The sequence below is a fragment of the Grimontia sedimenti genome, from assembly GCF_011045095.1.
Classification (GTDB): Bacteria; Pseudomonadota; Gammaproteobacteria; order Enterobacterales; family Vibrionaceae; genus Enterovibrio; species Enterovibrio sedimenti.
This window is the reverse complement of the sequence record NZ_JAALDL010000002.1, coordinates 131,607-156,341: the sequence shown is the minus strand read 5'-3', so window position 1 is coordinate 156,341 and position 24,735 is coordinate 131,607. Positions and strand designations below refer to the sequence as shown.

At 46.9% G+C, this 24,735-nt stretch carries 17 protein-coding genes and 2 pseudogenes; 8 read left to right on the top strand and 11 right to left on the bottom strand.

Going from position 1 to position 24,735, the window contains the following annotated elements; all coding sequences use genetic code 11:
- Positions 1–16 precede the first annotated feature (16 nt).
- The 3 genes and pseudogenes from btuC to G5S52_RS03560 all read left to right on the top strand — a co-directional run bounded on the left by btuC (position 17) and on the right by G5S52_RS03560 (position 2,713).
- Positions 17–1,002, top strand: a pseudogene (gene btuC / locus G5S52_RS03570) (vitamin B12 ABC transporter permease BtuC).
- Positions 999–1,754 (top strand): vitamin B12 ABC transporter ATP-binding protein BtuD, encoded by a 756-nt coding sequence (gene btuD / locus G5S52_RS03565; protein ID WP_165011823.1) that lies wholly within the window; start codon positions 999–1,001, stop codon positions 1,752–1,754. The pseudogene btuC and the gene btuD overlap by 4 nt, the downstream one beginning before the upstream one ends.
- Before the next feature lie 101 nt (positions 1,755–1,855).
- Positions 1,856–2,713 carry an Ig-like domain-containing protein gene (locus G5S52_RS03560; protein WP_165011822.1) on the top strand — a complete coding sequence of 286 codons (858 nt, stop codon included), beginning with the start codon at positions 1,856–1,858 and terminating at the stop codon, positions 2,711–2,713.
- An 8-nt stretch (positions 2,714–2,721) separates the two neighbouring features.
- On the opposite strand, the gene G5S52_RS03555 is transcribed toward G5S52_RS03560, so the two are convergent.
- The 3 genes from G5S52_RS03555 to G5S52_RS03545 all read right to left on the bottom strand — a co-directional run bounded on the left by G5S52_RS03555 (position 2,722) and on the right by G5S52_RS03545 (position 4,881).
- Complete coding sequence (locus G5S52_RS03555) at positions 2,722–3,171, bottom strand: tellurite resistance TerB family protein (RefSeq protein WP_165011821.1); 450 nt, start codon at positions 3,169–3,171, stop codon at positions 2,722–2,724.
- A 128-nt stretch (positions 3,172–3,299) separates the two neighbouring features.
- On the bottom strand, positions 3,300–3,713 hold the full coding sequence (locus G5S52_RS03550; RefSeq protein ID WP_165011820.1) for an OsmC family peroxiredoxin: 414 nt from the start codon (positions 3,711–3,713) through the stop codon (positions 3,300–3,302).
- 331 nt (positions 3,714–4,044) lie between these two features.
- Positions 4,045–4,881, bottom strand: a complete 837-nt coding sequence (locus G5S52_RS03545) for a calcium-binding protein (protein WP_165011819.1) — start codon at positions 4,879–4,881, stop codon at positions 4,045–4,047.
- A 444-nt stretch (positions 4,882–5,325) separates the two neighbouring features.
- Here G5S52_RS03545 and G5S52_RS03540 point away from each other — a divergent pair, with 444 nt between their 5' ends.
- Entirely contained in the window at positions 5,326–6,669 is a 1,344-nt protein-coding gene (locus tag G5S52_RS03540) for an endonuclease/exonuclease/phosphatase family protein (protein ID WP_165011818.1), read from the top strand.
- A 133-nt stretch (positions 6,670–6,802) separates the two neighbouring features.
- Here the strand turns inward: G5S52_RS03540 and G5S52_RS03535 are convergent, their stop codons facing one another.
- The 3 genes from G5S52_RS03535 to G5S52_RS24480 all read right to left on the bottom strand — a co-directional run bounded on the left by G5S52_RS03535 (position 6,803) and on the right by G5S52_RS24480 (position 8,974).
- On the bottom strand, positions 6,803–7,159 hold the full coding sequence (locus tag G5S52_RS03535; protein WP_002537231.1) for a YibL family ribosome-associated protein: 357 nt from the start codon (positions 7,157–7,159) through the stop codon (positions 6,803–6,805).
- Between the two features lie 139 nt (positions 7,160–7,298).
- Entirely contained in the window at positions 7,299–8,645 is a 1,347-nt protein-coding gene (locus tag G5S52_RS03530; RefSeq protein ID WP_497707157.1) for a GMC oxidoreductase, read from the bottom strand.
- 14 nt (positions 8,646–8,659) lie between these two features.
- The gene (locus G5S52_RS24480) at positions 8,660–8,974 is read right to left on the bottom strand and encodes an FAD-dependent monooxygenase (protein WP_497707156.1); all 315 of its coding nucleotides are present in this window, start codon (positions 8,972–8,974) and stop codon (positions 8,660–8,662) included.
- 501 nt (positions 8,975–9,475) lie between these two features.
- Here G5S52_RS24480 and hrpA point away from each other — a divergent pair.
- A pseudogene (gene hrpA, locus G5S52_RS03525) lies at positions 9,476–13,317 on the top strand (ATP-dependent RNA helicase HrpA).
- A gap of 338 nt (positions 13,318–13,655) precedes the next feature.
- Positions 13,656–14,267, top strand: a complete 612-nt coding sequence (locus G5S52_RS03520) for a murein L,D-transpeptidase catalytic domain family protein (protein WP_165011817.1) — start codon at positions 13,656–13,658, stop codon at positions 14,265–14,267.
- A gap of 56 nt (positions 14,268–14,323) precedes the next feature.
- Here G5S52_RS03520 and pqqA read toward each other — a convergent pair whose 3' ends face one another.
- The 4 genes from pqqA to G5S52_RS03500 all read right to left on the bottom strand — a co-directional run bounded on the left by pqqA (position 14,324) and on the right by G5S52_RS03500 (position 19,307).
- On the bottom strand, positions 14,324–14,395 hold the full coding sequence (gene pqqA / locus G5S52_RS03515; protein ID WP_165012107.1) for a pyrroloquinoline quinone precursor peptide PqqA: 72 nt from the start codon (positions 14,393–14,395) through the stop codon (positions 14,324–14,326).
- A 131-nt stretch (positions 14,396–14,526) separates the two neighbouring features.
- Positions 14,527–16,638, bottom strand: a complete 2,112-nt coding sequence (locus G5S52_RS03510) for a 4Fe-4S binding protein (RefSeq protein WP_165011816.1) — start codon at positions 16,636–16,638, stop codon at positions 14,527–14,529.
- Positions 16,639–16,739: 101 nt separating this feature from the next.
- Entirely contained in the window at positions 16,740–17,402 is a 663-nt protein-coding gene (locus tag G5S52_RS03505; protein WP_205743761.1) for a pentapeptide repeat-containing protein, read from the bottom strand.
- A gap of 78 nt (positions 17,403–17,480) precedes the next feature.
- The gene (locus tag G5S52_RS03500) at positions 17,481–19,307 is read right to left on the bottom strand and encodes a methanol/ethanol family PQQ-dependent dehydrogenase (RefSeq protein WP_165011815.1); all 1,827 of its coding nucleotides are present in this window, start codon (positions 19,305–19,307) and stop codon (positions 17,481–17,483) included.
- A gap of 567 nt (positions 19,308–19,874) precedes the next feature.
- On the opposite strand from G5S52_RS03500, the gene G5S52_RS03495 reads away from it, so the two are divergent.
- Positions 19,875–20,732 (top strand): DNA ligase, encoded by an 858-nt coding sequence (locus G5S52_RS03495; protein WP_165011814.1) that lies wholly within the window; start codon positions 19,875–19,877, stop codon positions 20,730–20,732.
- Between the two features lie 114 nt (positions 20,733–20,846).
- Entirely contained in the window at positions 20,847–21,851 is a 1,005-nt protein-coding gene (locus tag G5S52_RS03490) for a substrate-binding domain-containing protein (RefSeq protein ID WP_165011813.1), read from the top strand.
- Between the two features lie 52 nt (positions 21,852–21,903).
- Here G5S52_RS03490 and G5S52_RS03485 read toward each other — a convergent pair whose 3' ends face one another.
- Positions 21,904–24,735 carry an FAD-binding and (Fe-S)-binding domain-containing protein gene (locus G5S52_RS03485; RefSeq protein WP_165011812.1) on the bottom strand — a complete coding sequence of 944 codons (2,832 nt, stop codon included), beginning with the start codon at positions 24,733–24,735 and terminating at the stop codon, positions 21,904–21,906.

Genomic DNA, 24,735 nt, shown 5'->3' with positions numbered 1-24,735 from the left:
TTAAAACCCGAAAACCATGCATTTACTTCAACTTGTCCAGCGTCGGGAAAGGCGCTGGCATGCCGCACTTATCATTTCTCTTTGCCTTCTCACGGTTAGTGCGTTCGTTTCCTTGTCCGTTGGTGAAATCTGGATATCTCCTTTTTTGTCAGTTCTCCACTCGAGCAGCAACTCCTTGTGGAATTGCGCGTTCCGCGTGTTATCGCAGCGGTTGTCATAGGTGCTTCGCTGGCTGTTTCCGGTGGCGTATTGCAAGTCTTGCTTGGTAATCCACTGGCAGAGCCCGGGGTGTTGGGCATATCAGGCGGGGCCAGCCTTGCTTTAGTTGTTGTGCTATTTCTCTTTCCTGCACTGGCCACGCCTTATGGGTTAATGGGTGCCGCCATGTTGGGAGCATTGGCATTTACGGCGATTTTGGTCATGTTGGCCAAAAAGCGGACGATGTCGACAGCAAGGTTGCTTTTGGTCGGCGTCGCGCTCGGGATTTTGTCTGGTGCGATTGTCACTTGGGCGTTTTACTTCAGTTCCGATCTTAACTTACGTCAGTTGATGTATTGGTTGATGGGAAGTTTGTCAGGTGTTCACTGGCCCCAACTGACATTGACTATCATTGTTGTCCCTGCACTTATCTGGCTCTGTTTGCAGGGTAAAAAGCTTGATTTGATGATGCTTGGTGAAATGCAGGCAAAGCAACTGGGTCTGGATACAGACGGCTTAAGATGGCGTTTGATCCTTTTAGTAAGCCTTCTGGTTGGGGCATCCGTGGCGATGGCTGGCGTGATAGGTTTTGTTGGTCTTGTCGTGCCGCACTTTCTGCGTCTTTGGCTGGGAACGGAAAACAAATTCCTGCTTCCACTTGCTGCCATTTCCGGCGCCGCTTTGATGTTAATTGCTGACACAATAGGCCGAATGGCAATCGCCGAAGCTGAGCTACCCGTGGGCGCCGTAACAACGACTATTGGCGCCCCTCTGTTTATCTGGATGCTATTGAGGCGCATATGATCATTGCAAGAAACATTGCGTTGGGGACGCGCCTGTTACCGCTTAACTTCCGAGCCGAAAAGGGAGAAATTGTTCATCTATTAGGGGCTAATGGTAGCGGGAAAAGTACACTCCTCGAACTCCTATCCGGTTTAATTGAAGGGCAGGGTGATATTGAGCTGAATGGCAAGAATATGCGAAAAATTGACAGCATGTCTCTCGCACGCCAGCGTGCTTATCTTAACCAGCAACAGAAGCCCGCTTTTGCTATTGGTGTTTATCAATACCTAAACCTGAGTTTGTCAGCCATCCCACAGCTCGCTCCATCATCAGCGGAGCGCGCTGTTATTGAGGTTTGCGAAGTGTTGGGGGTATCAGACAAGCTAAACCGCAGCACGGAACAGCTCTCTGGTGGTGAATGGCAACGTGTTCGACTCGCTGGCGTATGTTTACAAATCTGGCCGGATATCAATCCCGATGGCAAGCTGTTAATTCTGGATGAGCCCGCCACTGCGTTAGACATTGCGCAGCAGAGCGTCATGTACAAAATAGTCAGAAAGATTGCAGATAAGGGGATTGCGGTCGTGATGTCCAACCACGATATCAATCGTACCTTGTCGGACGCAGACCGTGTTGTGCTTCTGAAGAACGGTCATATCGTTACTCAAGGCGCACCAGCCGAAGTGATGGATGTAAGCACTTTGGAAGATACATTTGGCGCTCAATTGCGTCGAGTCGACGTTGATGGGCAAATTCTGATATTGAATCAATAACCTAAAATTTAGATACTGCCTGACAAATCCATCAGTAACGTCTAATACTTAAAGCGTCTCATAAATGAGCGTTGTACCTGTAAGTTTTAGGAGTTGTGCTGATGTATTTAAAGGCACCCTTGTTATCTTTTGTTTTTCTTAGCGTGTTTATCGCGGGCTGTAATGACGAAACCGTGGTTCAACAGGTGGTTGATCAAACGCCAAAACTCGCCCACATAGACATTTCTGCACCATCCTCCACAGTATTCACCAGCCTCCAGTTCAGAGCGGTGGGCAGATATAGTGATGGCTCTGAGTCCGACATTACTTCTTCCGTTAGTTGGGATACCTCTGCCAATAGCGTTGCCACCATTGATGCCGCTGGGAGAGTATCTCCTTTAAGCGCAGGATCGACGAATATATCCGCCTCACTCGATGGTGTAAGCAGCAGTGAAGCCTCCTTAACCGTACCTACGTCAATTGTCTGTGGACATAGTTATGGCAGTGAATATTCTACCGCGGTAAATGATTCCGATCCGGCCAATGCCATTGGCGCATGTGTAAAGATTGCTGAGGATTCGGGGGGAAACTGGTTTACATCGACCCCCAGCTATGAGGTAGCGAGGACTGTTAATTTTGAGCAGTTACATCATAGCTACTTAGAAGATGGATCCTTTGGGCCAAATAATGGCATTTTTATCCGATTCAAGTGGTTCGTGAACGAAGATTGGTGTACCCACCTTAACGACCTCAACTTTGCGGGCAGAAGCAACTGGCGAATGCCAACGTCGACAGAGTTAAGTGGCTTGTTCACTGATTTGGGCAACTTGTGGACGGGGTACGGATGGCCAGGGTTCTATTACTATTTCACATCGACGCAATCAGGAAAGGATTATGTCGACATCTCACTAACTTCTGGGACAACAAGTACGATCTCCACGTTTGGACATGAATATGCCTCATGCATGTCGGGAAGTTAGGAGCTTAACTATTCTTTGATGACCTCTAACTTGGCTTTGATAAACAAAGCATGATCCAAATACAAAAGCTCTGCGGTTTTGCGGATCACTGAGTCCTCCAGTGGGTCCAGTTCACCATCTGCATACGCCACTTCCCACATCGCCTTGACCAAGTTGTAGCGTTGGCTTTGTTCTAATTTACGCAACTTGTCCGTGTAGTCATAAAGCGACACTGAGTGTTCGCTATCTCCTCGGGCTTCCTCTACCAAGAGGCTGGCTTCCTTTTCATCAACATCCAGTAATGAGCAGAGTAGGCTGACTTTGGCTGTTTCCTCTCGAGGATCGAGTTGATGATCAGCGCCCGCGACTTCGCAGAGCAAGCCTGCCATTGCTCGCTGGTAGCGCATTTCATTTGAAGTGGCGCTACCACCTTCTTCCGAAAATACTTCTTTTAGAATCGAAGACAGTTTTGAAAACATAGCCGTCGTATCTCCTGATCTTTTGTCTAATCAAAGAGTACGCGACAAAGAAACGTGATGTAAACCGTATTTACAATGCGGGTTAAAAAGACGCTCCTCAATGAGTCGTCTAAGGAGCGTCTGTAGGGTTAAACGAGGGTTAATTGAAGTGTCACTTCAGCGCCAGTCACAAGGCGGGATACAGGACATTTCTGCTTGGCAAGTGAGCCTAACTCTTGAAGTAAGCTTTCTTCCAGGCCATCAGCAGACACTTCAGATTCCAATTCAATAAGCGTGATTTTTGGACCATCGTCATCACCTAGGTGAACTTTGGCCTGTGTAGAAATGGTTGGAACCAAGCCTTTTTCCGATAGCAGGGCAGAAAGAAACATGGAGTAGCATCCAGCGTGAGCTGCACCTATCAGTTCTTCAGGGTTGGTCCCTTCACCATGTTCAAATCGGGAAGCGAAAGTAAACGGCCCAGTAACATCACCGTATTTCATCACGCCTTTACCTGACTTTAAGGTACCTTCCCATACTGCATTGGCTTTTTGTGTTGGCATTATTTTCTCCTTGTTTGAATTTACCCAGTCAAGTGGTGATCTTGCTAGGGTAATAACCTACTGACCTTATCGTGCAGTGAGATTCTCCCAATGCAAGGTGTCGGTAACAACCAATGAAATGTTGCTCGGGGAGAGAGAAAAAATATGTCGGTGAGGAATAAAAAATACGCGCCATCAGGCGCGCAAGGTAGTATTGGCAGACGACCGCACTACAAAACTGATTTCGGACTCAGTGCGATCTATTTCTCCATAATTCCTAGGGACTTATGTTCTCACTATAAAGACATTATCCTAAAGTCGTAGACGCAGGCGTTTGCCTGTTTAACGTTATTTAGACGTTGTAGAACATAAAATCATCACTTGAAAATTCATCCAGACGTGAATTGTTGAAAACTATGGAGTGGTCTTCACCGATTTGGAGCTCAACAGTTGGACCGCGTTGAGTTATCGTCAAATCTTCAAAATTACTGGCGACATTAAACAGCACCACTTTATCAATACCTTGCTCGAAGTCTACGATACGGTCTTCACTGACCGCCCCGTCGAGTAAAGTAGTGAAGACAAAGTAATCCGCACCATCTCCGCCAAAATAAAAATCTGAACCACTGGTACCAATCAAGTAGTCATTGCCGGTATTACCAAACAAACGGTCATTTCCAATACCACCGACAATAACATCATCACCATCACCGCCAAGAAGCGCATTATCCCCAGCTAAACCAATTAAAATATCTTGGCCTGTTCCACCCCGAACGACATCATTGCCAGCACCACCATAGAGAATGTCGTTACCTGCACCACCAATAAGAGTGTCGTCGTCTCCCTGCGTTGCAAGCAGGGTAAGGAAATCCTGATTCTCAACAAGAAAATCTTGAATTCCTGCTAATGCGTACTCTACGTCTGAAGGTGATGTCCACGAAAAATCTTCTTCCTGAATAGACTGATAAAGCGTCGACACTGTGTCTTCAAATGCCTGGCTGTCGACATCAACATAGTCTTCAAGAGGGATATCATCACCCAGGATCAGATCGCCACCACCAAAGCCAATGATGGTATCGGCGCCGTTGAAGCCATTAATAAATCCATTGCCATTGTCACCGTTTAGGGTGTCATCATCTTCTGTACCAAACTTCACATAGTCGAACTCAATTCCATATACGGTTGTCATCTTTATCTCCTGAATATTCCATGTTCTTTATTAGATGAACGGGCAGGTACGAAATTAATTCTATGCGTCATTAAAGATTAATTTGTTTTCAATTGGTTTATTTCGCCCTGTAAATATGAGCTTGAAGCGAGTGGGTTAAATATAAGACGACATTTTTCATTTGTGAGATTTTCTTAGTGTCAAATATTTGTAATTTCGAAGATATTTAATGGCCGAATTTCAATAAGTAACAATCAAATTAATAACGTCTGATTTGATTCTTGAATAATTCACAGATCATTAACCCTCTTTTCAACACTTTCGATTAGCATCCGGATGTCACTGTCTTGATTTCTTCTCAATAAAGAGAAGAATTTAGGCAGTTTATTGATTGACGATCAGTATCCAAAGTTAAACCCAGTTGAATAAAAACGTTGCCAGGATCAGAAGAGAGGAGGAAAAGTGATGAAGGAACTACAAATAGCGCTGTTGTTCATGTTAAGCACTGTCGGACTTACGGGGTGTTTGAATGAGAAAATCACAATAGCAGCGTTTAACCTTTCATTTGATAGAGCGACATTTGAACAACTGCAAAATGAGATGGCGACGAGCCGCAGTGATCAGGATGCACTGGTTGAGGCTTATTTAGAAGACAAGGAAGCAATGAGTGATGATGACAAAGTAAAAGCGGAGAAAGTGATCCAAATCCGTAACGTCGCAGCAATTATCCAGCAAAACCGACCGGATATCCTGATGATGGGCGAATTCAACAATGAGGGATATGGGCAGGATCTCAGTGCTTTGCATGGCTTTCAGAATAACTACCTGTCAATAGGACAAAGCCTGAACAGTATTGATGGAGGAGACGTACTTAAGCCTATTTCATATCCCATCATAGAGAGCTTTTCTACCAATACGGGCCTGAACAGTGGATTGGATTTAGACAACAATGGCAATGCAGGCCAGTTGCCTGGTGATGCATGGGGCTTCGGTTTTTATCATGGTCAGTACGCGTTTGCTGTTATGTCCAAGTTCGGTATCAAGAAGAACAAGGTAAGAACCTTCCAAGCCTTCAAATGGAAAGATCTGCCCACTTCGAGTATTCCAACCATTACAAACTGTGACGATGAGAACAACCCAATTCCTGAAGGACTGGCTTGTGGTGACAACTGGTACACAGATGCAGAATGGGAACAAGTAAGGTTGTCTTCAAAAAATCATGTTGATCTTCCTATTGTCATTCCAACGCCTTATGGCAAAGAGGTTGTGCACCTTCTATTGTCGCATCCCACACCGCCAGTGTTCGACACAGTGACCCAAAATAACAAGCTACGGAACCGTGATGAAATTCAGTTTTGGATTGACTACATCAATGGCGAGAAGTTTATCTACGACGACAGCGGCAAAAAGGGCGGGTTGAAGAAGAATGCACACTTTGTCGTTATGGGAGATTTGAATGCCGATCCTGAAGCGGGTGATGGTGTTCGAGAAACTATTGCTGGGCTGCTTGAACACCCACGAGTCAACCAATCAGCGACAGTGGGGGAATTTGTACCAACAAGCGCTGGTGCTTTAGAGGAAGCAGTTGATGCCGCGTTTCCTGAACGTGTTACCAGCACCTTCGGACTTCGTGTTGACTATGCATTTCCGTCGTCAATGCTGAAAGTGGAAGACTCCGGCATATATTGGCCAGCAAGCGATGAACCGGGGCGACTACTGATGAATGACGATCGTGTGGGGCGCTTTGGAAATGGCAAGGACATTTCTTCAGACCACCGAATGGTTTGGTACACACTGGATATTTACTGAAAAGCTGATGGATTGTGATAAAGCCGGGCGAAAGTCTGGCTTTTCTTTTTGCGGTTGGGGAATGTTTAGTGCGATGAAAGAGGATAGAGACGTTGCCACTCTTTCTCAGAAGAACGGCAACGCTTTTGGGGAGTTAGAATTGTTTTGGTGCAAAGCCGGTAACGACTTCCAGTTTCAACTCTTTACCCAGTTTAGTCAGTGGGTGAACGACGACCAGGCCACGAACTGACTTCTTAAGCTTGCCCATGTCTGCTTGCTCTTGTTTGGTGATTTCACGAGAGAAAGGCATATCCAACAGTGCCTTACGCTCTTTATTCAGAGTAAAGCTTTGTTTGTGCGTAAGTTGGCTGATTTTCTTATTCAAATCTTCGATGTCGTTAGTGAATTTGGTCACCATCACGTCGTCACCACGAGACTTAGCGGCATCAAGTTTTACTTGGCTTTTGTTCAGACGGTTTTTCAGTTGTTGTAGTTCTTGTTTAATGCTCATGGTAATCGACCACTCAGATTGACTTGGGCGCGGAGTGTATCACAGGCAAAGAAAGATGGTATAGCCAAGCCTCTAATGCACTCGTCTTTGCGGAAACAAAAAACGGCATCAATTGATGCCGTTTTTGGTTTAGCGGAAATTAAAAATCTTCCTGAATCACTCTTTCGATGTTTCTCTCCGCCAGTGCGGCAATGGTGAGAGATGGGTTTGCACCACCAGTATTTCCGGGAATTAGTGAACCATCCATTACGTAGAGCCCAGGATGATTTTTGACGCGACCAAACATATCCGTGGCTTTACCTATTTCCATGCCGCCAACTGGGTGCGCGCCGGTAAAAATAACGTCATCAAAACCAGGGGCTCCCAGTTTCTGCCAATTCGCCCAAGCCATCTTGTTGTTTACTGCACGAACGGCGTTGGTGGCATCTGCTTCATGGGATTTAGGGTAATGAAGAACGGCATCATCTTTCGCCGCATCAAAGTAGAAGTAACCTCGGTTGTTGAAGTCTGCAGTAACTGCAAGCGTCATCGACACACCGACTTCGGCAATCGCGGCGTTTGCCCAATTTTCGGCAATCACTGGGCTTTGACCTGAACCAGTAACATAGATAGCAGAAGGGGAAGGAGAAGCTTGCGGCCCGCCTTGCGGAATGCCGAACCATGATTGACGGAATGCCATTCTGTTACCGTTATCTCCCCAGTTCTTGCCGACGAAATCATTAAGCCCAGGTAAGGTGCCTTTGGCTTTTGCGCGAACCAACATTCTCGGCGTGTGATAAGCGCCAGCCGCCATTATGAGTTTGTCACAGGTGACTGTCTTAGCGCTGACTTCTTCGCCGTATGGGTTTAGCTCAACCACATCCAGTTCATAGATATCGCCATTCGGTCTTATTTCTCTCACCTCGTGGTTATGATGAACAGTCACGTTACCCGTTGCTTCGGCCATTGGGATGTAGTTTTGGTCCAGGCTGTTCTTACAGCCATTGCTGTTACCAAAATTGGTTAAGCCGATGGTGCAAGAGGGAAGAGATTGACCCGTTAACTCTTGTCTCACTGTCCCCCAGTTCCAGTTTCCATCAATTTTGTAGGATTGATAACCCGCTTTCGCGGCTTCTCTGTCCCAGTCTCTGCAGTGTTTAAAAGGCAGGCTATTGTATATGTCGTCCGGCATTTGAGAGAAGTTGAGCACTGACTTCACGCGTGGGTAATAGGTGTTTACCATTTCGCTGTAAGAAATATCGGAAGGGAAAAGTTGCTCAAAGTATGATTGCTTTGGAACCGCTTTCACGCCAGTGTATATGACAGAACCGCCACCGACTGCAGTGCCAAGCAGAAGGTCAGAGCCGCCAGTATAATTCTCTCCCGGTCTGTCGATGATATCCAACACGCCACAGAAGTTATCAATGGTTTTTGAATCGATGGCATTGAAAAATGGCAGGCGGTAGGTCAACGCAGGGAAGGTAGTTGATGTGCGATGCCAGAACATTCTTCCATCGGCAATCATATCGTGAGCAAAGATTTTCGGGAGTCACTGAGAGGCCAGCGGTTTCCGCGCTCCAGAACGGCTGTTTTAATGCCTGCTTGCCCAAGGCGGAGTGCGCTTACTGCACCGCCAAAGCCACTGCCGATGATGATAACAGGGTAGTGATAAGAAAGGCGGGGTGGTGAATTGAACAGCTCTGGCAATAAAGTTTCGTAACTAAATAGCAGGGGAACGATTGATGCTTGAGATTCACTGGCGTATGGCGCAACGGCCGCGGCTACAGATACACCCAATGCAGATTTGACGAACTTTCTTCTTGCAGGGTTATTCATTTGGTGTCTCCTTAATGCACAATCTGGCGACTGCCTGATTGCTTGTGCAACTTGTTGGTGATTGGACGATGCACAAATGAGAAGCGTCCTGTTAACTACATGAAATAATGACGTTGTCTAAGAAGCTCACGATATATTTCACGCCCAAAATATCATGCACATTTATATTGTGGTTTTTCATGTTTAAGAAAGAAGGTTCGGGATAAATAGAAAGAGCCAGCGAATGCCGGCTCAAACATGCAAGTAGTTTTCTTTGACCACAAAAAGTCAATAACGAACGGCTCAATGTTCTTTAGAATCTGGAAGTAAGATTGAAGATCGAGCTTGCAGCGTGATGTGGTAGAATCTTCGCAACTTTTCAAACGGTACTGAGCTTTATTGAGTCTTACGCTCGTATCGTGAGTGGATTTTCTTCAAAACAGCATTTCTTTGGATATCGATTTGACCGCTTCAATCCATCAAAACAACGCTAAAACGCTTTTCGCTGCGCTTGATGATTGCATGCTGAAAGACAAGTTTCGTCTCAGCAAACGCATCAAGGGAGCACAACGCATTGAGAAAGACGAAGCCCGTCAGGCTGTCTTCGATGAGATCGCGCTGGACATCGCTAAGTCGATGCAAGTGCGCATGCAACGTTTGGCCAATAAGCCAAACATCACTTTCCCTGAGCAACTGCCAGTCAGTCAGAAAAAAGACGACATTGCAGAGGCGATTGCCAACAATCAGGTAGTGATTGTCGCCGGTGAAACCGGTTCCGGTAAAACCACGCAGTTGCCAAAAATTTGTATGGAATTGGGGCTTGGTGTTTCAGGCGTTATCGGCCATACCCAACCGCGTCGTCTGGCTGCGCGTTCAGTCGCAACCCGTATCGCCGAAGAACTGGAAACCGAACTGGGTAAAACGGTCGGTTACAAGGTTCGATTTAACGATCAGGTGTCGGAAGAGTCCCGTGTCAAGCTGATGACGGACGGTATTCTGCTGGCGGAAATCCAGCATGACCGTTATCTGAATCAGTATGACTGTATCATCATTGATGAAGCGCACGAGCGCAGTCTGAACATCGACTTCATCCTTGGTTACCTGAAACAGCTTCTGCCAAAACGCCCAGATCTCAAGCTGATCATCACTTCAGCGACTATCGACCCTGAGCGCTTTTCTAACCACTTCCGTGGCGCGCCGATTATCGAAGTCTCTGGCCGTACCTATCCTGTGGAAGTGCGCTATCGTCCTCTGGTTGAAGACAGTGAAGATACGGATCGTGACCAGCTTCAGGCAATTTTCGATGCCGTCGATGAACTGCATGACGAAGGGCCGGGCGATATTCTGATCTTCATGAACGGTGAGCGTGAAATCCGTGATACGGCGGATGCGCTGAATAAACGCAATCTGCGCGATTGCGAGATTTTGCCGCTCTATGCACGTCTGTCATCGGCAGAGCAAAACCGAGTGTTCCAGTCCCACTCTGGTCGACGTATTGTTCTGGCAACTAACGTAGCAGAAACCTCGCTGACGGTTCCTGGCATCAAGTACGTGATTGACCCAGGTACGGCGCGTATTTCGCGTTACAGCTATCGCACCAAGGTTCAGCGCCTGCCAATTGAACCGATTTCTCAGGCGAGTGCGAACCAGCGTAAAGGTCGCTGTGGCCGTGTATCTGACGGTATCTGTATTCGCTTGTATTCAGAAGACGATTTCCTGTCGCGCCCTGAGTTTACCGATCCGGAAATTCTGCGTACCAACCTAGCGTCCGTTATCCTTCAAATGACGGCGATTGGTCTGGGTGATATTTCTGCATTCCCATTTGTTCAGCCGCCTGATAGCCGCAACATTTCTGACGGTGTTCGCCTGCTTGAAGAACTTGGTGCGCTGAAAGAAGGCAAGAAAGGCGATGACCATAAGCGACTGACTGAAACAGGTCGCAATCTGGCGCGTTTGCCAATCGACCCGCGTTTGGCGCGTATGGTGCTGGAATCAGCCCGCCTAGGGTCATTGCATGAAGTCATGGTGATTGCGTCTGCGCTGTCAATTCAGGATCCGCGCGAGCGTCCATCGGATAAACAGCAGCAGTCTGATGAAAAGCATCGCCGTTTTAATGACAAAGAGTCAGATTTCCTCGCTTATGTGAATCTTTGGGAACATATCAAAGAGCAGCAAAAGGCATTATCTGGAAACCAATTCCGCAAGCAGTGTAAGAAAGACTATCTGAACTACCTTCGTGTTCGTGAGTGGCAGGATGTCCATTACCAAATTCGCCAGGTGGTGAATGAGTTGGGCTTCAAGATCAATCAGGAACCGTCTGATTATCAGTCCATTCATATGTCGTTGCTGGCTGGTTTGCTCTCTCATATTGGTTTGAAAGATCAGGAGAAGAATGAATATCAGGGTGCGCGTAATGCCCGTTTCAATATCTTCCCGGGCTCAGGCATCTTCAAGAAGCAGCCGAAGTGGGTGATGGTGGCAGAGCTGGTCGAAACCTCCAAGCTTTGGGGTCGTGTTGCCGCAAAAATCCAACCAGAATGGGTAGAGCCACTGGCAAAGCATCTTATCAAGCGCAGCTACTCCGAGCCGCACTGGGAGAAGAAGCAGGCAGCGGTATTCGCGTTCGAGAAAGTCATGCTTTACGGGATTCCTATCGTTCCGAAGCGTAAGGTGAATTACGGCAGCATCGATTCGGTGGTCAGCCGCGAGATCTTTATCCGCTCTGCGTTGGTGGAAGGGGATTGGGATACCAAACATAAGTTCTTCCATCAGAACCGTAAAATGCTGGCGGAAGTCGAAGAGCTTGAGAAGAAATCACGTCGCCGCGATATTCTGGTTGATGATGACACGCTCTACGAGTTCTACGATCAGCGTATCGAACATACCGTTGTATCTGGTCGTCATTTCGACAGCTGGTGGAAAAAAGCCATCCGTGATGAGCCAGAAAAGTTGAACTTCGAGAAGGCCATGCTGCTGGCAGGCGATGCCAGTCATGTGACTGAGCTGGACTACCCGAACTTCTGGCATCAAGGCAATCTGAAGCTCAAGCTGAGTTATCAGTTTGAACCAGGTGAAGATCACGATGGTGTAACGGTTCATATTCCGCTGCCGGTGTTGAACCAGATTGAACCTGAAGGGTTTGATTGGCAAATCCCGGGATTACGCCACGAGCTGATTGTTGCGCTTATTAAATCGTTACCAAAAACGTTACGACGTAACTTTGTGCCAGCACCGAACTATGCGTCTGCATTCCTGCAGCGCGCGACACCAATGGAAATGCCGTTGTTAGATGCGCTGGAGAAAGAGCTCAAACGTATGACAGGCGTGACCGTGCTTCGAGAAAGCTGGCAATTGGACCAGTTGCTGAGCATTTGAAGATTACTTATCGCGCGGTGGACCATAAGAATCGCAAGCTGAACGAAAGCTACGATTTGTATGAGTTGAAAGATGGCTTGAAAGAGAAGGTTCAGGAAACCTTGTCTCAGGTTGCGGATGACGATATCGAGCAACAAGGGCTAACGACCTGGAGTTTCGGTACGCTGCCGAAAATGTATCAGCAAAAACGCGGTGGCTTTGAAGTAAAAGCTTTCCCGGCGATTGTTGATAACAAAGATTCGGTGGGTATTAAGCTTTACGAAACTGAAGAAGAGCAGCGTCAGGCGATGCAACAAGGCCAGCGTCGCTTGATCCTTCTAAACGTACCATCGCCAATCAAATACCTGCACGACAACTTGCCGAACAAATCCAAACTCGGTTTGTACTTCAACCCTTACGGCCGCGTGCTGGATTTGATTGATGACTGCATTGCCTGTGGTGTCGATAAGTTGATTGAGTCGCAGGGCGGTTTGAAGTGGCAGCCTGAAGAGTTTGAAGCGCTCAAAGAATATGTTCGTGCAGAACTGGGTGACACCGTGGTGGAAATCGCCAAACAGGTCGAACAGATCCTGACGACGGCATTCAGCATCAATAAAAAGCTGAAAGGTAAAATAGATTTCACCATGGCGTTCGCCCTGTCGGATATCAAAGCTCAGGTAGAAAGCCTGATCTTCAAAGGCTTTGCGACGGAATGCGGCTGGAAGCGTTTGCCGGATATTCAGCGTTACCTGAATGCCGCAGAGCGTCGTCTGGAGAAACTGCCGATTGATCCTAACAAGGATCGTCTGCACATCCTCAAGATTGAATCTGTCACTAACGACTACAAAGAGCTGCTGAACAAAATCCCGAAAGGGCAGCGTGTTCCTGAGTCAGTGAAGGAAATCCGCTGGATGATTGAAGAGCTTCGTGTCAGCTACTTCGCCCAGCAACTTGGTACGCCTTATCCGATTTCAGATAAGCGAATCAAGAACGCCATCGACGCAATCTAGTTCCGCTTTACAGTCATGCTTCATCTTAGAAGCACTTATCTATAAAAATAGAAAGCCAGCGTTGTCGCTGGCTTTCTCACCTTTGCCGCTATGGCAACATTCCCTAAAGACAAGGATAACAAACGGCAATCATATGCCTTTATCCGCGCAAACGAGCAAGTGATGTGGGCTGGGAAGAGCACTTAACTTGTTTAACAAAAAGCTAACTTACTGAAAAATTATAATTAATCGTTTCAGATAAGGCTCTGGCACGAATTTTGGTATGACATAAATGGGATTAGCCGATTTGCATTGCTCGGCACGCATTTTTTAATCACATACCATTTACGGGGAATGTTATGTTTAAGGCGTTGAAAGCGACTTTTGCGCTCATTTTATTACTGTTTTCTGCGAACGTGTTCGCAGCCATTCTGCCAGATGCACAGTCTATGTATCGGCAACTTAGCCTCTCTGACGAGGTATCGTTCGATAAATTCCAGAAAGCCTACAACCACTTCCGCACTCACAGAACGGGAAAATCTGTTTTCACCCTTATTGACTACGGCAAACCTTCTTCAGAAAAACGTTTTTGGGTCGTTGATGCAGAAAAACGCAAGGTGCTGTTCGCTTCTTATGTCTCTCATGGCAAAAACAGCGGCTCTCTATACGCAAAGAAATTTTCTAACGTGGTGAATTCGCGCCAAACCTCTATCGGCGTGTTCCGCGCTGCGGAGACTTACTATGGGAAACACGGTTACTCATTGCGTCTCGATGGTTTGTCTAAAGGCGTGAACGACAACGCACGTCGCAGAGCAATTGTGATCCATGGCGCGGCATATGCTCATCCGAACGTGATTGCGAAAACTGGTCAGCTGGGTCGTAGTTGGGGTTGTCCGGCGCTACCAAATTACTTGTCGAAGAATGTGATCAATACCATCAAGAACGGCACTTATATTTACGCTTTTGCGTAGATTTCAGATGGGTGAAGAATATAGCCTCCAGATATCTGAATCTGGAGGCTGAGTCTTTAGCGGTTGCTGATGTACAGCGTGACTTCAAAACCAAGTCTCAGTTCTTTGTATTCTGGTTTTTTCCACATCGCCTTTCTCCTAATTTAATCGATTGGTTGTTAAAGGTTTTTGGCCTTCAAAGCTAAGAATACTTACGCTTCGTATTCATCAAAATGCTACTTTGTGACGAACTTCGTCCTCTTTTTTGGCATTCATAGTTTCATTCGCTGATTTTCACCGGTATGGCTTGTTGCTTTCGTCGGTTCCCCTTACTTTTATATCGGTCTGTAACGCATCGATTCTTGTCGTCAATAATGACCAGGCACTCTAAGCACTGTACACATTCGTTATAGTCAACCTGGCCTATCTTACTAATTGCTTTAATCTCGCACTGTTTATAGCAAAGTTGGCATGGTGAACCGCATTCATCTCTTCTCTTTAACCATGAAAAGAGCCTAAACCTACCCAGAATGGCTAGGCCAGCACCGAGCGGGCAGAGGTATCGACAGTAGAATTTATAGACAAACATCCCTAAGGCTAAAAGAAGCAGGGAGTAGACGACGAAAGGCCAGTAACGAATAAAATTCATGGTAATGGCGGTTTTAAATGGCTCAATTTCTGCCAACGTTTCGGCCATGGATAAGTCAATAAATGCCATCGCGACCAAGCAGACTAAAATGGGGTATTTAACGCATTGGAGTGCGCGATGCTGCTTTTCGCTTATTATCCACTGCCTGATATTTAATTGTTTTGCCACAAGAGCCACCAGTTCCTGTAGAGCACCAAATGGGCAGAGCCAACCACAGAATACTCCACGTCCCCAAAGGAAAAGGCTGATAAAAACAAAGCCCCAGAGTAGAAATATTATTGGGTCTAACAAAAATACTTGGATGTCGAAACCTTGCCAAAGGGACAAAAGCAGGGTGTAGATATTGACGACTGACAATTGTCCTTGCGCGTAGAACCCAATAAAGGTGACCGTAAACAGCAGTGAAATGAAGCGCACGATCGAAAGGTGCCGACCAAATCTAGGGGCGAGTTGTCTTTGAAAGCTAAACATGCAGGCCAGTGTGACGAGGTATATGCCAAGAAAAATGATTTCAGGTGTTCTTTGTTGCCAAAGCCTTTTCCAAAGAGGCGTAGGTCTCATGTTCTCTATCGCAGCAATGTCTAACAAGTCTGCAGAGATCGAAACTACCTGTCCGAGAGACAAACTCGTGGTTTGAATAGGGTTCGATGACGTAAATAATGTCAACCGGATTTCGAACGGAGCGCTTAAGTCGAAACCCGAATTTGCCTTGATGCGGAAGATCATAACGTCCCGATATGGCGGAAATTTTTCGCTGAACGTTTCAGGGTGGAAGCTGTGAAAATTGATATCACGGATATCAACGGAATAGCCGTTTTGGTAAATGCTTAGACGGTTGGGTGATGCCCCTGATGCAAAATCTGGCTCGATGAAACTGATTGCGCCGTTTGAGAGCATGAGTATTGCCGTCTCTCCGGGCGCTAACTCATTCAACAGGCGTTCATATTCACCTGTGCCTAGCAAATTTGTGCCTACCTGCTCGCTGTTTATAAGAGCCCATTGTATGTCAAAAAGATTTTCAGCATCGTTTTCACGAAGCGATTCAAGTTCCTCTTCTAGCTTTCTGTATTCTGACTCATTGTCGGGCTTCCATGATTGAACAAATTGCTTTGAAACTAAGTTGTCGAAAGACATAGGTAAGAAGCCCAGCTTTATAGTTGCTTCAGCTTGAGCCTCAAAACCAGAAAGCTTCTTTCTGGCAACACGCATTGCGGCCCCCAGTATGGTGTCATGAATGACCATCACAGAAACCGTGGCCTTAGTAATACCATCTACATACTGGGTATTATGATCTTTACCCATTGATGTTGAACCTACAAGCAAACGTTGGTCTATGCGTCGGTTAAGGTACTGCCTGACAAAATTCTGCAAAGGCTCTTCGCCCAACCCGTACAGAAATATGGGCTCATGATGATTAATGATGTTTATCCCTCGAATGACGCCTTCTGTGTCCAATGCGACTTCTAGATTGACGGTCTCTCCTGAGAAGCCAGGAAAATGAGTCAAATTATCGGTTTCGAAAATATAGCCAATTATCTGATTCAACTGGTAAACCGGAATAATACCTAGCTCGTCATCAGGTTCTCCAAAACGTGTGGCAGAAGGGAAAAAGTTTGTTGATTCTGTGTTTGCAGTTGTCGATTCTTGCGCAATGCTAGTTCTGGAAAAAGAAAAGGAAACAGCCAAAATTGCAATCAACAATACAAAGAAGAATTGCTTTGGTAAGAGAAGGGAAGGCGACATTGTTGTCTCCCTAACGAATACTCGAATGCTGATACCTAAACCACTGTTGAGTGGTTTAGGTTCAGGGTTTTAGCTCATTACGCTGTATTGCTAATGGGTTGCTACCAGTTCTCAGGACAGCCAATACACCCTTCGAGGTTGGCTCCCTCAAAAATGGTGAAATAAGTTCGTGCACCTGAGATATTTGCTTCTTGCAGGTTCGCGTCGTAAAGCTTGGTTTCTTGCAGATTGATGTCTTGCATCTGTGCCCTAAGAAAGTCTGTTTTTGGGGCCCAGACCATTTCAAGATTGGCTGCCTGCAAGTTGGCGTCATGAAATTTTGCTTTGGCGATACGACCAAATTCCAAATTTGCCCCTTGTAAATTAGCATGTTTAAAAGAAGCTACTTGCGCGAACATTGCCCAGCCTCGAACGGCTTGAAGGTTGGCATTATCAAAGTTGGCTACCCTTGCATTCGCGTGGCGTAGGTCCGCGCGAGCGAGGTTGGCACCCGTAAACTTTGCTTTTCTTAAATTCGCATTTTTCAACACGATATGGCGTAAATCTGAACCACTAAAGTCTGCACCATTGAAGTCAGATCCAGTCAGATCCATATTGGCTAGATTAGTATTACGAAGGTCTGCGCCCGGGCATGAAGTGTAAGGCTTTAGCTCACAGCCGTTAATAACGATGAACTCCTCTTCTTCGGCCGAAACACTCAGTGAAAAACTCACAGAAATACCTATTAACAGAATCCCTTTTATGGCTCTCAACTTGTCCATCATGAATGACTCCTGATTTTTAACTAGAGAAGGAAAGGGGGCGGCAGACTATAGATGCCAACCCGATTCCGTTTCTTTTGTTTACAGCCATTCAGGTAAACGGAATACCCAGAACGAACCACCTTGAGGTACAGGCTTTGTCAGGTCAGCCATGTCCCCGCCCCAAAGAGGAACAGCACCACCATAGCCTGAGGCCAAACCAATATACTGGACCCCATCAAGTTCCCAGGTTACCGGGCATGAAATAATTCCTGACCCAGTTTGAAAACTCCAAAGTTCTTCACCTGTTTCAGCATTGAACGCTTTTACGTAGCCGTCACTTGTTCCGGTAAATACTAAATTCCCTTTTGTTGCCAGAGTACCAGCCCATAAAGGCAGTTTTTCTTTATGTTCCCATTTTGCTTTGCCTGTCTTAGGATCCATGGCACGCAGAATACCGACATGATCGTCATACATACGCTTGATACGGAAACCTTGCCCTAAGTACGCTGCGCCTTTTTTGTAAGTCACTTCCTCTGTCCAGTAATCCTCTTTCCAGTGGTTAGCAGGCACATAGAACAGACCGGTATCTTGGCTGTATGACATAGGATTCCAGTTTTTACCGCCTAAGAATGGAGGGGATACTTCAACGGGTTTGCCCGCTTTTTGACCAGGTTCTGGCAGGGGAGGACGTTGCCCTTCAACTTCCATTGGGCGACCGGTTTCCGGATGAATGCCTGTTGCCCACGTGATGTTATCTACGAATGGAAATGCTTTGATGAACTCTCCGTTATCTTGGTTGACCAAGTAGAAGAAGCCATTGCGATCGGCATGCGCTGTGGCACGAATGGTTTCACCATCTTCTTCGTATTCGAAGAGCACAAGTTCATTGTTACCGGAAAAATCCCAAGCATCATTTGGCGTGTGCTGATAAAACCATTTTACTTCGCCTGTCGTTGGATCTACGCCCACCTGTCCAGAGGTATAAAGGTTGTCGTAATCGAGAGGGTTACCACCTTCAGATGTGCGCTTCCAGGTGTTCCACGGTGCTGGGTTGCCAGCACCTACAATAATGGTGTTGGTCGTAGCATCATAGCTAGCGCTTTGCCAAGGCGCGCCTCCACCGTGATGCCAAGCTTCGACCAAGTTACCATCTTTATCTCGAGGCCATGTTGGTGCTTCTGGATCGCCAGTTGGTGTGCTTTCCTTGCCGTTTAAACGCCCCATATGTCCCTCAACAAACGGGCGCATCCAAATCTCTTCTCCCGTATCTGGGTCTCGGGCATAAAGCTTACCCACTACACCAAACTCGTCGCCAGAGGAGCCATGAATAAGCATCACCTTGCCGCTTTTTTTATCTTTTACGATGGTTGGAGCTCCAGTCATCGTATAACCAGCCTTGTGGTCGGCAAATTTCTTCTTCCAAATGCGTTTACCTGTGTGCCGGTCGAGCGCGACAATTCCCGCATCAAGTGTCCCCATAAAAACTTTGTCACCATAAATCGCGGCGCCTCGGTTTACCACGTCACAACAAGGGCGGATATCTGCTGGCAGTCTGTGGGTGTAGCTCCACAGTTTTTTACCGGTTTTTGCATCAATGGCGAACATACGCGAATACGATGCCGTTACATAAGCGACGCCATCATAAATAAGAGCTTGTGCCTCTTGGCCACGTTGCTTCTCATCACCAAAAGAAAACGACCAAGCAGGAACCAACTTCTTAACGTTATCCGTATTGATTTGGGTCAGCTTGCTGTATCGCTGTGCTTTCGGACCGATACCATACATAAGTACATCTTCAGGTGTGTCTGCATCATTCATGATGTCTTCCCACGTCACACCCTTCGCAGCATCAGCTGATGCGATAAAGCTAGTACCTGCCAAAGCTATGGCTAAGCAAAAGCTCTTGTAGCGTAGAGGATTACTCATTTGGGTTCTCCATATTTGCAATCGGTTTATCAAAACCGGCGGTTGTTATACTCGCCAGGACCGTGTTGGGATTTGAGAAATTCAGTTAGCTATAACGAAACAGGCGCTAACTGTTCTGGGGCAAAGGAAAGCTGTGCAGGTGTTATTGTCAGATGAAGAAGCGAAAACCATTCAGAGTCGGCCGGCATCTCCTTACACAACTGATACATATCACAGGTCATTTAGCTCCGATGATGCTTGTGATGATGTTGTCAGTTCCTAGCCGATGTCTATGTTAAGCAGGGCGGCTAAGGGCCTCTATCGATACGTGGGCTTCAATAACTCATACTTTCGGATAGGATACGAATGATGGGGAAAGGTTTGACAACAGCGGCTACCAGTTAGGGTAACTTCCTGACATTACGAGAATAAAGTCCTCTTTTCAGATCTATCTGTCTTTTTTTGGTTGTGTCTGCAACAGGAAACGAAGTTCTTGATGAGAAATCTCAAATACCTCATTCAAACTGGTAATGAGGCGTTTCACTGGAAAAATGGATATCTACCTTCTGAAGATATTGTGTAGAGACCATGAAACCTGCTCCATTGCTATTAGCCATCAGCTTAGGTCTGGTAACCAGCCAGCATGTCCATGCCATCACTTGTCTTCATTACAAGCCACAGCTCGCGATCCCGTTTGAAGAGTCTGAAATCAGTCACTGGGAAAATTATGTGTTCAGTGAAAAGCTCGATGGTATTCGAGCTTACTGGAGCGGACAGTACCTTTTTACCCGCCAAGGCAAACTGATCTATGCGCCGAAATGGTTTATTGATGCGCTACCCGAAATACCACTGGAAGGTGAGCTATGGATCGGTCGTAACCGCTTTGAAGAAACCATGGCGGCGGTGATGGATGGCAAACCTGATGACAAAGAGTGGGGGAAGGTGAAGTTTATGGTCTTCGACCTACCAGCAAGCCTGGATAGTTTTGATGTTCGCTACAAGCAGTTTAAGAGCATGGCGCAAGGACTGAACATTCCTCATCTTGGCTTTGTTGAACACAAACCCGTAGAAAACAAAGCGTCGCTGATGGAATTGCTTGAGGCAATCAATGATGCTGGCGGCGAAGGTTTGATGCTTAGAAAGCTAAGCGGCATTTATCAGGCTGGGCGCTCGGCAAACGTCATAAAGATGAAAGTGGCTGATGATGCCGAAGCCGAGGTGATTGGGTATGTAGAAGGCAAAGGAAAACATGAAGGCCGGATGGGCGCATTGGTGGTAAGAATGCCTGATGGAAAGGAATTTAAAATCGGCACAGGCTTTTCAGACTTTCAACGGGAAAACCCACCAGAGCTTGGTGAGCTGGTGACATACCGTCACAACGGTTTCACCAAAAATGGCATTCCAAAATTTGCGCGTTTTATGCGGGTGGATGTGAGCAAACAATAATCATAGCTGTGTGATCTGAGAGTTAATGTTATGGGTCACACTTTGCATATTCCTAGTGGCGAATAACTGAATCTGCTCAAAAACTTATACCAAGGGTCTTTTGAGGAGAGTGATATGGAAAAAAGTCGCCGTCCCACTATGAATGATGTGGCTGAACGTGTTGGTGTCACCAAAATGACTGTCAGCCGCTACCTCAAACATCCCCATAAAGTCGCGAAAAAAACTGGAGAGAAAATCCAAATAGCACTGGATGAGCTAGGTTATATTCCTAATCGGGTTCCCGACATTCTTTCCAACCGCAGCAGCAAAACGCTCGGTGTTATCCTTCCTTCTTTGCGCCATCCCGTGTTCCAACAAGTGATTGCGGGAATAGAAGCCATCACTGAAGAAAATGGCTACCAAGTCATGCTGGCTCATGGCGGCTATGAGGCAGAGATCGAACAACAGCGTATTGAATCATTGCTCTCTTTTAATGTTGATGGGCTTATCCTTGCTGACAATGAACATACCGCAAAATCGCTGAAAATGATCCAGACAGCCGGAATTCCTTACGTGGAAGTCATGGATTCAACCGCCACAGAAACCACTCACGGTGTGGGTATTGATAACGAGCTTGCCGCCTTTTCCATGGTGACACTGATGATTGAGCGCGGTTTCGAGCACATTGTATGCCTGAATGTGAAAAAGGGGATCCGAACCTCAAGCAAGCTTCAAGGTTACGTCGATGCCATGGAAGATGCGGGACTCACGCCAAGAAGTATTACCGCAAAGGCAGAATCGTCCGTGTCACTGGCTCGCAAAATGACGACCAAGGTTTTAGATCGCTACCCGGATACCGATGCTTTCTTCTGCACAGATGATGAGCTTGCGGCTGGCGTGTTGATTGAGTGCCAAAATCAAGGGCTGTCAGTTCCTGATCAGATTGGTATCGCCGGAGTTCATGCGCTGGACATAGGGCAATCTATGATGCCGAAACTGGCCAGTGTCGTAACACCTGACAGAGAAACGGGGGAGAGGGCGGCACTGACCTTACTTAGTATGATTAACGGCACTGAATGGTGCTCAGAGCCTTTAGAGTTTGAAATCGATGAAGGGGATAGTTTGGCAACATCCGCTTAGCACTAAAAAGCCCTTTGCGTTATCAACGAAAAGGGCAGCTATTGGTCGTTACCTAACCACGTGGGCGCGATGCTTCATCCAGCAGATAAAGAATATTTCGGTAAGGAATGCCGCTGTGATGGGTTAATCCAATCTCACAGGTTCTACTGTTGCTAAACCCCCGTGTGCAACCATTCGGAATCTGAGCTTTGAGCGGTGAAAGGGCAGACTCATTGAGTTCTGGCGTGAAAAAGCCTTTATCCCCTGCAAAACCACAACACTCAATATGTTCCGGCACAATCACTTCCTTTGCACACGCTTTAGTGGCTTTCAGCAATGTATCTGCTAATCCCATCCGTCTCGAACTGCAGGTGATATGAAGCATCACGGTTTCATCCAGTGGCTTGATATCCAGATCATCAATAAGGTATTCCATGATAAAGCCTGCAGGCTCCATGATATTCATGGTCTGGGAAAAGTGTTCCTTACTGAGTTTGGTGCAAGGGCTGGTGTCCATCAGCACCGGGATTTTTCCGTGCTGGCTTGCATGCCAAATCGCGGCCTGAAGTTCCTCGCTTTTGTTCTTGGCGATAGAATTCATGCCTTTACTGTCATAAGGCATACCACAACAGAGCGATTTGAGTGAATGAGGCGTAATGACTTGATATCCCGCACGCTCAAGAAGTGACAATGTCACCTCGGTCAATGAACGTTTGTCATCACTGGTCACTTCATTGCCCATATTGCGAGAGGCACAAGAAGGGAAGTAAACGACTTTTTTCTCTTTAGCAACAGCAGATGGCTCGACCTGGATGCTATTCGAAACAGGAAAGTTCTCATGCCAGCTTGGGGTTCTACCTTTGGTCAGTTTACGAAGCCCATTGATGGTCGAGCCGAGCGCTTTTTGGCCTAGCGTTTTCTGCATCACTTTATTGGTGGTCAGACCGACTCGCGTCATAGCAGTGACAGTTGAGAAATGAGCTGCCGTCCAGGTCGCAATCGGCGTAAAGCGTTTGTATTTCTCTGTACGTACCTTCTTGATGAGATCACCGGTATTGATACCCACAGGACAGCGGTCAGCACATAGTCCCGTAGCGGCACAGGTATCTACACCAAGGTAATCAAAAGCCTTCTGAAGCTCTGCATATCGCTCTGTAGAGCCGTCTCGCTCTAAACGGCTAAGTTCACGATACATGACGATGCGCTGTCTTGGTGACAGTGAAAGTGTTCTTGAAGGGCACACCGCCTCACAGAAACCACATTCGATACAGCGATCGACGAGATCATCCGCTTTTGGCATCGGTTTCAGGTTCTTCACGTGCGCATGCGGGTCGTCATTGATAATCACGCCCGGATTGAGAAGTCCTCTCGGATCAAACAAGGTTTTGATGCGCTGCATCAGTGAGTAGGCATCAGTTCCCCATTCCAACTCAACGTAGGGCGCCATGTTGCGACCGGTACCATGCTCTGCTTTTAAAGAGCCGCCATATTTCACGGCAACGAGCTGCGCGACGTCGTCCATAAATTTGCCATAGCGTTCAACTTCTTCCTCGCTATCAAACCCCTGGGTGAAGACAAAGTGCAGGTTACCCTCTAACGCATGGCCAAAGATAATAGCTTCGTGGTACTCGTATTTGCTAAACAACGCCTGAAGCTCTCGTATGCCAGATGCTAAGCGCTCAACAGGGAAAGCTACATCTTCAATAATGACAGTGGTGCCTGCTTCGCGAACAGCGCCAACGGCAGGGAACATGCCTTTACGAATCCCCCAGAGTGTCGCGACGGTGTAAGCGTCGGAAGTGAATACGACTTTATGCGGCACGTCATATTGAGCGATGGACGAGAGAATAGCCTCGCACTGCTGGTCGAGTGTCTCTTGATCTGCTGCGCGGGACTCCACCAGCAAAGCACAATGTTCGAGTGTCAGCGACGGCAGAAAATCTGGCATGCCGGGCTTGTCGGCAACGGAACGCAATGCGCGTCCATCCATCATTTCTACCGAAGAAACTGGCGTTTTAGAAAGTGCGCTGACGGCATTGGATGCGGTCTCTATATCGTTAAAAACTAACAAGGTTGATGCTTTGTTCGGGTGCTCGACCACTGTGTGATAAGTGATCTCCGCAATAAAGCCCAATGTACCTTCAGAGCCCACCATCAAGTGCGTCAGCACATCGACAGGGTCAGAAAAATCAATCAAGGCGTTGAGTGCGTAACCGGTGGTGTTTTTTAACCGGTATTTATGAGCGATACGTGACTTCAACTCGTGATTCGCGTTCACGTCATCACAGAGCGACTGAATACCTTCAATCAGATGCTGGTGGCTTTGTTTAAATTGGTCGATCGATTGGCTATCTGCGGTATCAAGAAGGGTTCCATCGTGGAAAACGATTTTCATCGACTCGACGGTTTTATAGGTATTCTGTGCGGTACCACAGCACATGCCACTGGCATTATTCGCGGCGATACCGCCGATTTTACAACTATTGATAGAGGCAGGATCCGGCCCGATCTTTCGGTCAAAAGGGGCGAGGTAGCGGTTGGCATCTGCACCGATCACACCTGGCTGTAGCCGGATTTTCTCACCGTCTTCGAGAATGGTGTGGTGACGCCAGTTATCTGTGAGCGTAATTAACACCGAATCTGACACCGCTTGACCGGAAAGGCTTGTGCCAGCTGCGCGAAATGTGAACGGGACATTCAGTTCGCCGCAGGTGTGAATGATGAATACCACATCCTCTAAATCATCCGCCTGTGCGACAATTTTGGGGATTAAGCGATAGAAGCTGGCATCCGTACCATAAGCTAAACGACGGGTTTCATCCGTGATGAGGCGTTGCTGGGGAATCCTTTGTTGCAGCGCCTCATGAAGAGTTTTGTAAATTGAATCAGCCAACGTTTGGCTCAT